Source organism: Streptomyces sp. NPDC025618 (assembly GCF_055558795.1).
Window position 1 is genome coordinate 98,815 of the sequence record NZ_JBVHLW010000003.1, and the last position, 14,533, is coordinate 113,347.

Annotated in this window: 14 protein-coding genes and 1 pseudogene; 6 read left to right on the top strand and 9 right to left on the bottom strand. The window is 69.6% G+C overall.

Annotated elements, in window-relative coordinates:
- Positions 1-31: 31 nt before the first annotated feature.
- On the top strand, positions 32-361 hold the full coding sequence (gene trxA / locus ACZ4A5_RS04390; RefSeq protein WP_467578314.1) for a thioredoxin: 330 nt from the start codon (positions 32-34) through the stop codon (positions 359-361).
- A gap of 80 nt (positions 362-441) precedes the next feature.
- On the opposite strand, the gene ACZ4A5_RS04395 is transcribed toward trxA, so the two are convergent.
- The 9 genes and pseudogenes from ACZ4A5_RS04395 to rpmH form a co-directional block, all read right to left on the bottom strand.
- Positions 442-1,059: a GNAT family N-acetyltransferase gene (locus ACZ4A5_RS04395; RefSeq protein ID WP_467578316.1), complete on the bottom strand. Its 618-nt coding sequence runs from the start codon at positions 1,057-1,059 to the stop codon at positions 442-444.
- Between the two features lie 299 nt (positions 1,060-1,358).
- Entirely contained in the window at positions 1,359-2,468 is a 1,110-nt protein-coding gene (locus ACZ4A5_RS04400) for a ParB/RepB/Spo0J family partition protein (RefSeq protein ID WP_467578318.1), read from the bottom strand.
- Positions 2,465-3,517 carry a ParA family protein gene (locus ACZ4A5_RS04405; protein ID WP_398869675.1) on the bottom strand — a complete coding sequence of 351 codons (1,053 nt, stop codon included), beginning with the start codon at positions 3,515-3,517 and terminating at the stop codon, positions 2,465-2,467. Before ACZ4A5_RS04405 ends, ACZ4A5_RS04400 begins: the two co-directional genes overlap by 4 nt.
- A gap of 267 nt (positions 3,518-3,784) precedes the next feature.
- Entirely contained in the window at positions 3,785-4,504 is a 720-nt protein-coding gene (gene rsmG, locus ACZ4A5_RS04410; protein ID WP_361524960.1) for a 16S rRNA (guanine(527)-N(7))-methyltransferase RsmG, read from the bottom strand.
- A 127-nt stretch (positions 4,505-4,631) separates the two neighbouring features.
- Complete coding sequence (locus ACZ4A5_RS04415; protein ID WP_467578321.1) at positions 4,632-5,153, bottom strand: Jag family protein; 522 nt, start codon at positions 5,151-5,153, stop codon at positions 4,632-4,634.
- 14 nt (positions 5,154-5,167) lie between these two features.
- A complete protein-coding gene (gene yidC / locus ACZ4A5_RS04420) occupies positions 5,168-6,271 on the bottom strand; it encodes a membrane protein insertase YidC (RefSeq protein WP_398869673.1) in 1,104 nt (367 codons plus the stop codon).
- Positions 6,272-6,274: 3 nt separating this feature from the next.
- Complete coding sequence (gene yidD, locus ACZ4A5_RS04425) at positions 6,275-6,592, bottom strand: membrane protein insertion efficiency factor YidD (RefSeq protein ID WP_398869672.1); 318 nt, start codon at positions 6,590-6,592, stop codon at positions 6,275-6,277.
- Positions 6,593-6,654: 62 nt separating this feature from the next.
- A pseudogene (rnpA, locus tag ACZ4A5_RS04430) lies at positions 6,655-7,023 on the bottom strand (ribonuclease P protein component); the annotation flags it as partial.
- A 25-nt stretch (positions 7,024-7,048) separates the two neighbouring features.
- A complete protein-coding gene (gene rpmH / locus ACZ4A5_RS04435; protein ID WP_003949374.1) occupies positions 7,049-7,186 on the bottom strand; it encodes a 50S ribosomal protein L34 in 138 nt (45 codons plus the stop codon).
- A gap of 425 nt (positions 7,187-7,611) precedes the next feature.
- On the opposite strand from rpmH, the gene dnaA reads away from it, so the two are divergent.
- The 5 genes from dnaA to ACZ4A5_RS04460 all read left to right on the top strand — a co-directional run bounded on the left by dnaA (position 7,612) and on the right by ACZ4A5_RS04460 (position 14,392).
- On the top strand, positions 7,612-9,507 hold the full coding sequence (gene dnaA / locus ACZ4A5_RS04440; RefSeq protein WP_467578324.1) for a chromosomal replication initiator protein DnaA: 1,896 nt from the start codon (positions 7,612-7,614) through the stop codon (positions 9,505-9,507).
- Between the two features lie 938 nt (positions 9,508-10,445).
- The gene (dnaN, locus tag ACZ4A5_RS04445; RefSeq protein WP_116212842.1) at positions 10,446-11,576 is read left to right on the top strand and encodes a DNA polymerase III subunit beta; all 1,131 of its coding nucleotides are present in this window, start codon (positions 10,446-10,448) and stop codon (positions 11,574-11,576) included.
- A gap of 238 nt (positions 11,577-11,814) precedes the next feature.
- Positions 11,815-12,690 (top strand): phosphogluconate dehydrogenase (NAD(+)-dependent, decarboxylating), encoded by an 876-nt coding sequence (gene gnd / locus ACZ4A5_RS04450; RefSeq protein WP_467578327.1) that lies wholly within the window; start codon positions 11,815-11,817, stop codon positions 12,688-12,690.
- A gap of 41 nt (positions 12,691-12,731) precedes the next feature.
- The gene (gene recF / locus ACZ4A5_RS04455; RefSeq protein ID WP_467578329.1) at positions 12,732-13,856 is read left to right on the top strand and encodes a DNA replication/repair protein RecF; all 1,125 of its coding nucleotides are present in this window, start codon (positions 12,732-12,734) and stop codon (positions 13,854-13,856) included.
- Positions 13,853-14,392 carry a DciA family protein gene (locus ACZ4A5_RS04460; RefSeq protein ID WP_467578331.1) on the top strand — a complete coding sequence of 180 codons (540 nt, stop codon included), beginning with the start codon at positions 13,853-13,855 and terminating at the stop codon, positions 14,390-14,392. The genes recF and ACZ4A5_RS04460 overlap by 4 nt, the downstream gene beginning before the upstream one ends.
- Positions 14,393-14,533 lie beyond the last annotated feature (141 nt).

Genomic DNA, 14,533 nt, shown 5'->3' on the forward strand with positions numbered 1-14,533 from the left:
CCCCCACCCCGCAGAAGATGAGGAGACCTCCGTGGCTCTCAAGGCCGTAACCGACGCGTCCTTCGACGAGGACGTTCTCAAGAGCGACAAGCCCGTCCTGGTGGACTTCTGGGCCGAGTGGTGCGGCCCGTGCCGCCAGATCGCCCCGTCCCTGGAGGCCATCGCCGCCGAGCACGGCGACCGGATCGAGATCGTCAAGCTGAACATCGACGAGAACCCGGGAACCGCCGCCAAGTACGGCGTCATGTCGATCCCGACGCTGAACGTCTACCAGGGTGGTGAGGTCGTCAAGACCATCGTCGGCGCCAAGCCCAAGGCCGCCCTCGAGCGCGACCTGGACGTGTTCATCGCCGCCAAGTAAGCAGCGGCTCTGTTTCACGTGAAACGGGCCCGCCCCCTTGAAGGGGAGCGGGCCCGTTCGCATGTCAGCCGGGTTGGTGGTTACAGCGGCCGGAGAGCGGGCTCCTTCTGCACCGCGCCGAGCAACCGGTCCAGCGCCAGCTCGACGTCCTCCTTCCAGGAGAGCGCCGTACGCAGTTCCAGCCGCAGCCGGGGATACCGAGGGTGCGGCCTTACGGTCTTGAAGCCCACCGCCAGCAGATAGTCCGCCGGCAGCACACACGCCGGTTCCTTCCAATGCGCGTCGCCGAACGCTTCGATCGCCTTGAAACCACGCCGGAGCACATCCTTGGCGACCGTCTGTACCATGGTCCGTCCCAGCCCCTGGCCCTGATAGGCCGGTGCCAGCCAGCCAGTCATCAACTGCACGGCGTCGGCGGCGACGGGGCTGGTGGAGAACGCCGCCGAACGCGGGACGTAAGCCGGCGGGGCGTAGAGCACAAAGCCCACCGGTACCTCGTCGACGTAGACCACCCGGCCGCAGGACCCCCACTCCAACAGGACGGCCGAGATCCAGGCTTCCTTCTCCAGTTCCGGGCGGCCGGCCTTCAGCGCGGCTTCGCCGCTGACGGGGTCCAGCTCCCAGAAGACGCAGGAGCGACAGCGTGTGGGGAGGTCTGGGAGGTTGTCCAGCGTGAGCGGTACGAGCCGACGCCCCATGGAGCCAAATCCTCACTTCCGTCGTGTGCCACGCCCCGGGCGGCGCTCAGCGCGCTGCGCTCCCTGAAGAGGCTGCCGACGAAACCGCCGATCGCCCCCAGGCCGAGGCCCGTTGCCACCAGTCCGGTCCGGCTCACCGTTCGCATGGACCCGCCCTCCGTGAACTGTGTCCAACGTGGATGCGCCATACCCAACGCATCGTATCCGGGCGGCGATTGGGCGAAAAGCGGAGGAAGGCAAAGGGCGGGTTGTGTTCCACGTGAAACACAACCCGCCCGAAGTCACCACGCTCAGACGGGCTACGCCGTGTCAGCCTCGTCCTGGTCGGCGAGCTTCTGCTCCAGCACCCGGCCTTCGCCAGGGGCGAGCGTACCCAGGATCCGCTCGAGGTCCTCCATCGAGGCGAACTCGACGACGATCTTGCCCTTCTTCTGCCCGAGGTCGACCTTCACCCGGGTCTCGAACCGGTCCGACAGCCGCGAGGCCAGGCTGTTGAGCGCCGGGGAGACCCGGGCGCCGGCACGCGGCCCCTTGGGCTTCGCCGAGCTCCGGGCCTCCGACCTCATCAGCGTCACGATCTCTTCGACCGCACGCACCGACAGCCCCTGGGCGACGATACGCGTGGCGATGTCGTCCTGTACCGCGGAGTCGTCGACGGACAGCAGGGCACGGGCATGTCCGGCGGACAGCACACCCGCCGCGACCCGCCGCTGCACCGCGGGTGACAGCTTCAGCAGGCGCAGCGTGTTGGAGACCTGCGGGCGCGACCGCCCGATCCGGTCCGCCAGCTGATCGTGGGTGCAGTTGAAGTCTTTGAGCAGCTGGTCGTAAGCGGCCGCTTCCTCAAGGGGGTTCAGCTGGGCCCGGTGCAGATTCTCCAGCAGCGCGTCGAGCAGCAGCTTCTCGTCGTCGGTCGCCCGGATGATGGCCGGGATCTTCTCCAGGCCGGCCTGGCGGCACGCCCGCCAGCGCCGCTCACCCATGATGAGCTCGTAGCGCTCGGGGCCCAGCTGACGTACGACCACCGGCTGGAGCAGTCCGACCTCACGGATGGAGGTGACCAGCTCATCCAGGGCGTCCTCGTCGAACACCTCGCGGGGCTGACGGGGGTTGGGCGTGATGGAGTCCAGCGGCAGCTCGGCGAAGTGAGCACCGGCCACGGTCCCCCCTTCCACCGACGCGGCCGCCGTGGACGGCGCCGCTTCGGTTTCACGTGAAACGGCGGCGTCCTCCACAGAGAGGGACGTCATCCTCGATGCCGTCATGGTGCGCTCTGCCGTCAGCACCGGTACCGCCGTCGGCGACGTCGCGCCGGGCCCCACGGTCGCCCCCGCGCTGTCCGGGGTCTTCGGCGCCGCCGGAATCAGCGCACCGAGCCCCCGGCCCAGTCCTCTACGTCGCTCGCTCACTGAAGCCCCTCCGACATGCTGTGCTGGTCTTGCTGTGGTTGACGGCCCACCACGTGGGCCTTGCTGCCGTCATAACGCACGCCGACCCCCCGCAGTGCGATCTCCCGGGCCGCCTCCAGATAGGACAGCGCCCCACTGGAACCCGGGTCATAGGTGAGAACAGTCTGCCCGTAGCTGGGCGCCTCGGAGATACGCACCGACCGGGGGATGCTGGTGCGCAGCACCTCGTGGCCGAAGTGGGTGCGGACCTCGTCGGCCACCTGGGAGGCCAGCCGGGTGCGGCCGTCGTACATCGTCAGCAGGATCGTCGACACGTGGAGCTTGGGGTTGAGATGCCCCTTCACCAGCTCGACGTTGCGCAGCAGCTGGCCCAGCCCCTCCAGCGCGTAGTACTCGCACTGGATCGGGATCAGCACCTCCGCGCCGGCAACGAGGGCGTTGACCGTCAGCAGGCCGAGCGAGGGCGGGCAGTCGATGAGGATGTAGTCCAGCGGCTGCTCGTACGCCTGGATCGCCCGGTCCAGGCGGCTCTCACGGGCCACCAGGGAGACCAGCTCGATCTCGGCGCCTGCGAGATCGATGGTGGCCGGGGCGCAGAAGAGCCCTTCCACATCGCGCACCGGCTGCACCACGTCGGAGAGCTTCCGGCTGTCGATCAGGACGTCATAGATCGACGGAACATCGGCGTGGTGGTCGATGCCCAGCGCCGTCGAAGCGTTGCCCTGGGGGTCCAGGTCGATGACCAGCACGCGGTTGCCGTGCAGCGCCAGCGATGCCGCCAGGTTCACGGTCGTGGTGGTCTTCCCCACCCCGCCCTTCTGGTTGGCGACCACCATCACCCGGGTCTGGTCCGGCCGGGGCATCGGGGGCGGTGGCGTTTCACGTGAAACAACCTCACCGGTGGCCAGGGGACCGGGGTCGATCCCTGGCTCGGTGTCGGCAGGACGGGGACCGGGGACCGGGTCGGCCATCGGCCCCGCGATATTGGCGTCGGACCGCAAGGATTCACTCTCCTCGACATCAGGCTCGCAGTAGACAGAGCCTGCCATGCTTTCGGGGTCGTGAACCAGCGAGGCCCGTTCTCCTGTGGATGAATCCACCGAGCCTGTGGATGAACCTGGGCTTCCGGAAGCCGAATGGTCGCGCGGAGTCTCCTCCATGCGACCACGACCGATGATTCCCAGCAGCAAGGAGCGACGTTTCACGTGAAACACGATGCACCGGACGCTCCGCTACGGCGTCACGACACTCCGTAATGGGTAGTTTTGGCAGCTTGTATGGAGCACGGTCAGGCTGCCGGACGGCGGACCCGCGGGTCAGCGCCGCCGACGCGTGGTCCGGCCGACCCGGGCCGCCTTGGCCCGCTTCGCCGCGAAGCGCACACCGCCAGGGCTCTCCCCGACCTCGACCCGGACGACGGTGGACATCGGGTCCACCACGCCCTCGCCGACCTGGAGCACCGACGTGCGCACGACGCCGAGCTTGCTCAGTGCGGCGCGAGCGCCCTTGAGCTCTTCCTCGGCCGTGTCGCCCTTGAGGGCCAGCATCTCGCCGTACGGACGCAGGAGCGGCACGCCCCAGCCGGCGAGGCGGTCCAGCGGGGCCACCGCGCGAGCCGTCACCACATGGACGGGCTGGACCTTGCCGAGCATCTCCTCGGCGCGGCCGCGGACGACCGTCACATGGTCGAGACCCAGCAGCTCGACGACCTCCTGGAGGAACGTCGTGCGACGCAGCAGCGGCTCCAGCAGGGTGATCTGGAGGTCCGGGCGCACCAGGGCCAGCGGGATGCCGGGGAGACCGGCACCGGAGCCCACGTCGCACACCGAGACGCCGTCGGGCACGGCCTCGGAGAGCACCGCGCAGTTCAGCAGGTGCCGCTCCCAGAGCCTCGGCACCTCACGGGGGCCGATCAGTCCGCGCCGCACGCCCGCGTCCGCGAGGAGTTCCGCGTACCGGACGGCCTCTGGCAGGCGGTCGCCGAAAACCGCCTGCGCCTCCGGGGGCGCCGGGGGGAGCTCCGCTGCCTCTTCCACGGGGAACCGTCCTTCCGTACGACGTCTCTGAGAGTCAGAGTCTGAATATCAGGCTGACAAGGATCGGCCCCGCCTGCGAGCAGACGGGGCCGTACCCACCTGGAAGTGGGATGAAGAAGGGTAAAGATCAGGCCGGGAGAACGACCACGCGGCGCTGCGGCTCCTCGCCCTCGGACTCGCTGCGCAGCCCCGCGGCGGCCACCGCGTCGTGGACGACCTTGCGCTCGAAGGGCGTCATCGGGTCGAGCCTGACGGCCTCGCCGGTGCTCTTGGCCTCTTCCGCGGCCTTGGCACCCACCTGCGCCAGTTCCTCGCGCTTGCGCGCCCGGAAGCCGGCGATGTCGAGCATGAGGCGGCTGCGGTCACCGGTCTCCCGGTTCACCGCCAGCCGGGTGAGCTCCTGGAGCGCCTCCAGCACCTCGCCGTCGCGGCCGACCAGCTTCTGGAGGTCGCGGCTGCTCGAGTCGCTGATGATCGACACGGCAGCGCGGTCGGCCTCGACATCCATGTCGATGTCGCCGTCGAGGTCGGCGATGTCCAGCAGACCCTCGAGGTAGTCGGCCGCGATCTCGCCCTCCTGCTCCAGGCGGGACAGGGTGTCGGTGCCCTCGGCGGCGACCTCACTGGTCTGACGCTGCGTGTCCGTCACGGTGGACTCCTTCATTACTTCTTGGACGGGTGCTTGGGTCGCTGCGGGCCCTTGCGCTGCCCGGACTTGGCGGTGCGGGAGGAGCCGCCGCCCTGCTTGGGCTTGGCATCACCGGGCTGCTGCTTCTCCAGCGAGGGCGAGGACTTCTGCTCCTCGGCACCGGACTGCTGCTCGGCCTGCGGCGTGCTCGCGAGCTGGCGCTTGGCCTTCGGCTGCCGCTTGGGCTGCTGCCGGTTGGCGCGGGCGACCTCGGCGGCCTTCTTCGCCTCGACCTCCGCCGGGTCCTCCTTGAGCTTGCCCTTGGCCCGCAGCCGCTCCTGGCGCTGCTTGAAGGCGATGCTGCCCGGGGTCGGGTTGCGGCGGATGACAAACATCTGCTGGCCCAGGGTCCACACGTTGGTGGTCAGCCAGTAGACGAGGACACCGACCGGGAAGTTGATGCCGAAGACGGCGAACATGATCGGGAAGACGTACATCAGCATCTTCTGCTGCTGCATGAACGGCGTCTTCACCGAGAGGTCGACGTTCTTCGTCATCAGCTGGCGCTGGGTGTAGAACTGCGACAGCGACATCAGGACGATCATGATGATCGTGACGACCCGGACGTCGGTCAGCGTGGCGCCCAGCGCCTCGACCTTGGACGCGGAGTCCATGAACTTCACGGACAGCGGGGCACCGAAGATGTGCGCCTTACGCGCGCTGTTCAGCAGGTCCGTGTTGATGACACCGACGACCTTGCCCTGAGCGATGTGGTTCAGGACCTGGTACAGCGAGATGAAGAAGGGCGACTGGGCCAGGATCGGGAGACAGCTCGAGAGCGGGTTGGTGCCCGTCTCCTTGTAGAGCTTCATCATCTCTTCGGACTGGCGCTGCTTGTCGCTCTTGTAGCGCTCCTGGATCGCCTTCATCTTCGGCTGGAGCGCCTGCATGTTCCGCGTCGCCTTGATCTGCTTCACGAAGAGCGGGATCAGGCAGATACGGATCAGTACCACCAGCGAGACGATGGACAGACCCCACGCCGCGCCACTGTCCTTGTCGAAGATCAGACTGTAGAACGAGTGGAACTGGACGATGATCCAGGAAACAGCGGTATAGAGAGGACCGAGGATCGTGTCCACGAATCAGGCTCCTTGGGCGTTGGGCTGAGTCTCGGGCTGTGCGGCGGGACCCACGGCGGGATGCCCACCCAGTCGGCTCCTCAGCCGCTGGTGCCAGACCGGACGCTTCCGGGGAGGAACGTGGTCGACGCCACCGAGCGACCACGGGTTGCAGCGCAGGATGCGCCAGGCCGTCAGCGCCGTTCCTTTGACCGCGCCGTGCCGGTCAATGGCTGTGTAGCCGTAATGCGAGCACGACGGGTAGTACTTGCAGACCGGGCCCAGGAGCGGGCTGATGGTCCATTGGTAGATCTTGATCAACCACAGCAGCGGATACTTCACTGTGCGCTCCCTCCCGGGCCTCGGCCGGGGTTCCGGGGAGTCTCCCCCGGGGGACCGGAACAGCGCGGCGCCCCTCCCAGCAGCCGCTGCAGTGCGGTGTCGAGGTCGCGGGCCAGCTGATCGTGGTCCGCCTCACCCGCTCCGGGCAGGGCCCGTACCACCACCAGGCTACCGGCGGGCAGCAGATCCAGCCGTTCACGCATGAGGTGGCGCAGCCTTCGCTTCACCAGATTGCGTACGACGGCGACACCGACGGCCTTGCTCACGACGAAACCCGCACGCGCCGGGGGAGCAGTCTCCCCAGGCGTGTGCGGGTCCGTGGTACCGGTACGTAGGTGGACGACGAGGAGCGGGCGGCCGGCCCGGCGCCCTCGGCGAACCGCGGTCGCAAAGTCCTCGCGCCGCCTCAGCCGAGACTCGGAAGGCAGCACGTCATGGACCTTGACGTCGGGCTGGTCAGGCCGACAGGCGGGCGCGACCCTTGCCACGGCGGGACGCGAGAATCGCGCGGCCGGCACGGGTGCGCATGCGCAGGCGGAAGCCGTGGGTCTTCGCGCGACGGCGGTTGTTCGGCTGGAAGGTGCGCTTGCTCACTCGGGGGCTCCAGAAATGAATCGTGTGATGGCGGGACATCGCCTGGCTGTCACCGTGCGCCCACGAGAAGCTCGCAATACGCCCGAGTGCACCGCTTCATGACCACGATCCTGGTGGAACGTAGCCGTTGCCCATCGGAGGCAGGCGGCAGCAGCCATCGACAACTCGACCTGGTCACGGTACGCGCGGCTACGCCATTCGGTCAAACCGGCAGTGCACCAGGGATACACCGTAGCCTCCCACAGGCCGGGGAGGTGCCACGCCTCACGCCATGGCACATTTGTACACACCCTGTGGACAACGACTTGAACCGCACACCTCGGCCTGACTACCGTGGCTGAACTCTGAATCCTTCCCGCCCGTCCCGAGAACCACACCTTCGTGGGACTGGGGGGCGCCCCCCGCTGACTGAGAGAGCGTGCCCTGTGGCTGACCTGCCTGCCGATCTTGCCGCAGTGTGGCCGCGCGTGCTCGAACAGCTCCTGGGCGAGGGCCGGGGCCAGGGCGTCGAGGGCAAGGACGAGCACTGGATCAAGCGGTGCCAGCCGCTCGCGCTGGTCGCCGACACCGCACTGCTGGCGGTGCCCAACGAATTCGCCAAGGGCGTACTCGAAGGCCGGCTCGCGCCGATCGTCAGCGAGACCCTGAGCCGTGAGTGCGGCCGCCCCATCCGGATCGCGATCACCGTCGACGACTCCGCCGGCGAGCCTCCCCCCGAGCGGCAGCAGGCCCCCCAGCAGTCGCGTTACGAGGAGCCCACGGGCCCGCACTCCGGCGGCCAGGGCCGCGAGCCGTACGAGAGCCGTGACGCACGCGACACCTACGAGAACTACGACAGCCACGGCGGCTACGACGGCCGGGAGAGCTACGGCCGCCAGTCGCCCGCCGACGAGCTGCCGTCCGTCCGCCCCGCGTACCCCGACTACCAGCAGCCCCGCGCCGAGCCGGGCGCCTGGCCGCGCCATCAGGGGCCGTCCGCGCCGGACCGCGGGGACCGCGGCGACTACGGCTGGCAGCAGCCCCGCCTCGGCGGCTTCCAGGAGGCCGAGCGCGATCCGTACGCCTCGCACAACGGCCAGCAGCACGCTCCGTACGAACAGCAGCCGTCGTACGAGCAGCAGCAGGACTACCGCCCCCAGCAGCCCGAGCGCCTTCCGTACGAGCCGCCGCAGCGGCGTGAGCTGCCCGAGAGCCACGGCCGGGGCGGCCAGGGCGGTCCGCCCGCGTCCGGCGGCACGTCCGGTCCGCTGGTGTCGAAGCCGGCGTCCTCCGCGGGCTCGGCCGAGCCGACCGCCCGGCTGAACCCGAAGTACCTCTTCGACACCTTCGTCATCGGCGCGTCCAACCGCTTCGCGCACGCGGCCGCGGTGGCGGTCGCCGAGGCTCCGGCCAAGGCGTACAACCCCCTCTTCATCTACGGCGAGTCGGGGCTGGGCAAGACCCACCTGCTGCACGCCATCGGGCACTACGCGCGGAGCCTCTATCCGGGCACGCGCGTGCGCTACGTGAGCTCCGAGGAGTTCACCAACGAGTTCATCAACTCCATCCGCGACGGCAAGGCGGACGCGTTCCGCAAGCGCTATCGCGACATGGACATCCTGCTGGTCGACGACATCCAGTTCCTCGCGAGCAAGGAGTCGACGCAGGAGGAGTTCTTCCACACGTTCAACACGCTCCACAACGCGAACAAGCAGATCGTGCTGTCCTCGGACCGGCCGCCCAAGCAGCTGGTGACCCTGGAGGACCGGCTGCGGAACCGCTTCGAGTGGGGTCTGATCACGGACGTGCAGCCGCCGGAGCTGGAGACGCGCATCGCGATCCTCCGCAAGAAGGCGGTCCAGGAGCAGCTCAACGCGCCGCCGGAGGTCCTGGAGTTCATCGCCTCCCGCATCTCGCGCAACATCCGCGAGCTGGAGGGCGCGCTGATCCGGGTCACCGCCTTCGCGAGCCTGAACCGGCAGCCGGTCGACCTCGGGCTCACCGAGATCGTCCTCAAGGACCTGATCCCGGGCGGCGAGGACGCCTCGCCGGAGATCACCGCGCCCGCCATCATGGCGGCGACCGCCGACTACTTCGGGCACACGGTGGAGGACCTGTGCGGAGCCTCGCGCAGCCGGGTGCTGGTGACGGCCCGGCAGATCGCGATGTACCTCTGCCGGGAGCTCACGGACCTGTCGCTGCCGAAGATCGGCGCGCAGTTCGGCGGCCGTGACCACACGACGGTCATGCACGCGGACCGCAAGATCCGCGCGCTGATGGCCGAGCGGCGGTCGATCTACAACCAGGTGACCGAGCTGACGAACCGCATCAAGAACGGCTGACGGACGGCCGCTGCGGGCCGCTCACGCACCACTGAGGGCGCCTCGGGAGCCTCCCGGGGCGCCCTCAGCCGTTCCCTGAGAGCGATCCTCAGCGCCGTGCGGGCGACGCGGAAACCGTCCCGAAGACCCCTGTGGAGCGTTCCGGAAGGGCCCGGGAGCGGTCCTGGAGGAGCTCCGGCACGGTCGCGCGGCCCCGCCCCTGTTCGAATACGGAGCCTCGGATGCCGGTTCTCCACAGATTTCCGGCCGACCGGCTGTCCACACCCTGGGGATCGCGAAGTTGTCCAGACGCTGTCCACAGAGGAGCCTGTTGATAGGCCATCAGGGGAGGTCAGCGGGGTGTGGATTTGTGGTCGACGGCGTTCCACACCCTGTGGACAAAAAATTCACCCACAAGGCCCCCTCGCGGTTGTCCACCGGCCGCCCACAGGGAAGTGGATGTTGTACACAGTCTTTCCACACCCCTGTCCACTGTTCGGGAACAAAACACCCCCGCTCACCGCACCGAGTGAAAGGCGTCACACGAAGTTGCCGGGTTGGGCTGTGGGGAACGTGGGTAAAACTGGGGACGGCGCTGGGGAGAAGTACCCCCCGCCTGTGCACGGGGTGTGCAGAACTTTCCGCGGTCCACAGACCACCCCGCTTTTCCACCGCCGCCGCCCACAGGGCCGGTGGACAAAAAATCCGCGCTGACCTGGGCAAAGACGGTTTTCCACCGTTTCCACAGGCCCTACTACTACGACCACAGAGATCTAGCGGGGAACTCGTTTCGAAGTGGGGCCTGTGCACAACTCAGCCGCGGGCCGCGCCACGCCCTCCGACCTGACTTGACCCCGAGGCGCACCGACTGTCAGCGACGTGCGTCAGACTGGTCTCCGGCAAATCGGCCGACGACGTAGCCAGCAGGGCGAGCCAGCAACAAGCAGGAGGCGGTTCCGGTGAAGATCCGGGTGGAGCGCGATGTACTCGCGGAGGCAGTGGCCTGGGCGGCCCGCAGCCTCCCGGCCCGTCCGCCGGTGCCCGTCCTCGCGGGCCTGCTGCTGAAGGCGGAGGAGGGCTCCCTGAGCCTCTCCGGCTTCGACTACGAGGTCTCGGCCCGCGTTTCGGTCGACGCGGATGTGGAGGAGGACGGCACCGTCCTCGTCTCCGGCAGGCTGCTCGCCGACATCTGCCGCGCGCTTCCCAACAGGCCTGTGGAGATCTCCACCGACGGTGTGCGCGTCACGGTCGTCTGCGGCTCCTCGCGATTCACACTCCACACCCTTCCTGTGGAGGAGTACCCGGCGCTGCCGCAGATGCCGACCGCCACGGGCACCGTCCCCGGTGAGGTCTTCGCCGCGGCCGCCGCCCAGGTCGCCATCGCCGCCGGCCGTGACGACACGCTGCCGGTGCTCACCGGTGTCCGGATCGAGATCGAGGGCGACACCGTCACCCTGGCCTCCACCGACCGCTACCGCTTCGCGGTCCGCGAGTTCATGTGGAAGCCCGAGACCCCGGACATCTCCGCCGTCGCCCTGGTGCCCGCCAAGACCCTGCTGGACACCGCCAAGTCGCTCAGCGGCGGCGACACGGTCTCCATCGCCCTGGCCGGTTCCGGCGCGGGCGAGGGCCTCATCGGCTTCGAGGGCGCCGGCCGCCGCACGACCACGCGGCTGCTGGAGGGCGACCTCCCGAAGTACCGCACGCTGTTCCCGACGGAGTTCAACTCCGTCGCCGTGATCGAGACCGCCCCCTTCGTGGAGGCCGTCAAGCGCGTGGCGCTCGTCGCCGAGCGGAACACCCCGGTGCGGCTGAGCTTCGAGCAGGGCGTGCTGATCCTGGAGGCCGGTTCCAGCGACGACGCACAGGCTGTGGAGCGGGTGGACGCCCAGCTCGACGGCGACGACATCTCGATCGCGTTCAACCCCGGCTTCCTGCTGGAGGGCCTCTCCGCGATCGACTCCCCCGTCGCCCAGCTGTCCTTCACGACCTCCACGAAGCCGGCGCTGCTCAGCGGCAAGCCCGCGGTGGACGCCGAGGCGGACGACGCGTACAAGTACCTGATCATGCCGGTGCGCCTGTCCGGCTGACCCCTTCGGCGCTCCCGCTCGCCACCCGCGGCCGGGAGCGCGAGGGCCGTCCCTCGCAAGGCCGCCGTATGCCGGTGCGCCTACCGCGTTGACCTGCGCATACTCGCGGTAGAAGCGGGTCGGAAGGCCGCGGTCGGCCCCCTCAACTGTTGAGCGCCCGAGCCCACAGGTGTGCGCGGGCCGGCGGGCGTAGGCTCGGACCCGGACGTCACGGAAATCAAGGCATAGAGGATCACCCATGGAGCTCGGTCTCATCGGTCTCGGCAAGATGGGCGGCAACATGCGCGAGCGCATCCGCCGCGCGGGCCACACCGTCATCGGGTACGACCGCAATCCGGACCTCGGGGATGTCCACAGCCTCAAGGAGCTTGTGGATTCCCTTCAGGGTCCCCGCGTCGTCTGGGTCATGGTCCCGGCCGGCGCCGCGACCCAGTCCACCATCGACGAGCTGGGCGAGCTGCTCTCCCCCGGCGATGTCGTCGTCGACGGCGGCAACAGCCGCTGGACGGACGACGAGAAGCACGCCGAGGAGCTCGCGGCCAAGGGCATCGGCTTCGTGGACTGCGGTGTCTCCGGCGGTGTCTGGGGCCTGGAGAACGGCTACGCCCTGATGTACGGCGGCGACGCCGCCAACGTCGCGCGGGTCCAGCCGGTCTTCGACGCGCTCAAGCCCGAGGGCGACTTCGGCTCCGTCCACGCGGGCAAGGTCGGCGCGGGCCACTTCGCGAAGATGGTCCACAACGGCATCGAGTACGCCATGATGCAGGCGTACGCCGAGGGCTGGGAGCTGCTGGAGAAGGTCGACTCCGTCACCGACGTGCGCGAGGTCTTCCGCAGCTGGCAGGAGGGCACGGTCATCCGCTCCTGGCTGCTCGACCTCGCCGTCAACGCCCTGGACGACGACGAGCACCTGGACAAGCTGCGGGGCTACGCCGCGGACTCCGGCGAGGGCCGCTGGACGGTCGAGGCGGCGATCGACAACTCCGTGCCGCTGCCCGCGATCACCGCGTCGCTGTTCGCCCGCTTCGCGTCCCGCCAGGACGACTCCCCGCAGATGAAGATGATCGCCGCGCTGCGCAACCAGTTCGGCGGCCACGCGGTCGAGAGCAAGTAAGAAGCAGCGAAGCAGCAGCCGGGAGAGGTCGGCGCCACCCCATGCACGTATCGCATCTGTCGCTGGCCGACTTCCGCTCGTACGCCCGGGTCGAGGTCCCGCTCGACCCGGGCGTCACGGCCTTCGTGGGGCCCAACGGCCAGGGCAAGACCAACCTCGTCGAGGCGGTCGGCTATCTGGCGACGCTGGGCAGCCACCGGGTCTCCTCCGACGCGCCCCTGGTGCGGATGGGCGCGGAGCGCGCGATCATCCGGGCCGCCGTCGCGCAGGGCGAGCGCCAGCAGCTGATCGAGCTGGAGCTCAACCCCGGCCGGGCGAACCGGGCCCGCCTCAACCGCTCCTCGCAGGTCCGCCCCCGCGACGTGCTCGGCATAGTCCGTACGGTGCTGTTCGCCCCCGAGGACCTGGCCCTGGTCAAGGGTGACCCGGGCGAGCGCCGCCGTTTCCTGGACGAGCTGATCACAGCGCGCTCCCCGCGCATGGCCGGGGTGCGCTCCGACTACGACCGGGTCCTCAAGCAGCGCAACACCCTGCTGAAGAGCGCGGCCATGGCCCGCCGCCACGGCGGCCGCGGCCTGGACCTCTCCACCCTCGACATCTGGGACCAGCACCTGGCCCGCGCCGGCGCCGAGCTGCTGGCCCAGCGCCTCGACCTGATCGCCACGCTCCGGCCGCTGACGGACAAGGCGTACGAACAACTGGCGCCCGGCGGCGGCCCGGTCGGTTTCGAGTACCGCGGCCCCGCGGCCCTCGAGGGCGCCCACACCCGCGACGAGCTGTACGAGGCGCTGATCACCGCGCTCGCGGAGGTCCGCAAGCAGGAGATCGAGCGCGGCGTGACCCTGGTCGGCCCGCACCGCGACGACCTCCTCCTCAACCTCGGCCGGCTGCCCGCCAAGGGATACGCCAGCCACGGGGAGTCCTGGTCGTACGCGCTCGCGCTGCGGCTGGCCTCGTACGACCTGCTGCGTTCCGAGGGCAACGAACCGGTGCTCGTGCTCGACGACGTCTTCGCCGAGCTGGACGCCCGCCGCCGCGAGCGGCTGGCGGAGCTGGTGGCTCCGGGTGAGCAGGTGCTGGTGACGGCCGCGGTGGACGACGACGTGCCGGGCGTGCTGGTGGGCGCGCGGTACGCGGTCACGGAAGGCACGGTCGAGCGCGTATGACCCCCGGCCCGGAGAACCCCGAGCGGCCCAAGGCGGCCGAGCCGTCCGGCGTGGATCTCGCGCGGGTGGCGCTGCGGGCCGCGAAGGAGCAGGCGCGGGCGCGGGGCAACGCCGTGCAGCAGAAGAAGCAGGCGCGCCGCGGCGGTCTGCGCTCGGGCGCGCGGGCGGACGGCCGGGATCCGCTGCCGCTGGGCGCCGCGATCAACCGCCTGATCACCGAGCGGGGCTGGGAGGCGCCCGCCGCGGTGGGCGGGGTCATGGGCCGCTGGCCGCAGATGGTGGGGCCGGACGTCGCGCTGCACTGCGAGCCGCAGAAGTACGACGAGGACGCCCGGGTGCTGACCGTGCAGTGCGACTCGACGGCGTGGGCGACGCAGCTGCGGCTGCTGGCGCCGCAGCTGGTGGCCCGCCTGAACGCCGATCTCGGGCAGGGCACGGTGAAGACGATCAAGGTGCTGGGCCCGGGCGGCCCCAGCCGCAGGTACGGGCCGCTGCGGGCCCCCGGGAGCACCGGGCCGGGCGACACCTACGGGTGATCCGGTGTGTCCCGCTGACGTCGGGCGGGCCCCGGCGGCACCCCGCGCGCGCACGGCGCGCGGGCGTCGCGCGCCGACCGCGGGCCGGGACTCCGCTCACGGTAGCGGGCGGTTGACAGCCCGAAGCGCTGAGTGCCGCTG

Coding starts and splice junctions, on each gene's coding strand:
- ACZ4A5_RS04395 (WP_467578316.1), bottom strand. CDS start 1,059: ATGGGGCGTCGGCTCGTACCGCTCACGCTGGACAACCTCCCAGACCTC.
- ACZ4A5_RS04405 (WP_398869675.1), bottom strand. CDS start 3,517: ATGGCAGGCTCTGTCTACTGCGAGCCTGATGTCGAGGAGAGTGAATCC.
- gnd (WP_467578327.1), top strand. CDS start 11,815: ATGGAGCTCGGTCTCATCGGTCTCGGCAAGATGGGCGGCAACATGCGC.
- recF (WP_467578329.1), top strand. CDS start 12,732: ATGCACGTATCGCATCTGTCGCTGGCCGACTTCCGCTCGTACGCCCGG.
- ACZ4A5_RS04460 (WP_467578331.1), top strand. CDS start 13,853: ATGACCCCCGGCCCGGAGAACCCCGAGCGGCCCAAGGCGGCCGAGCCG.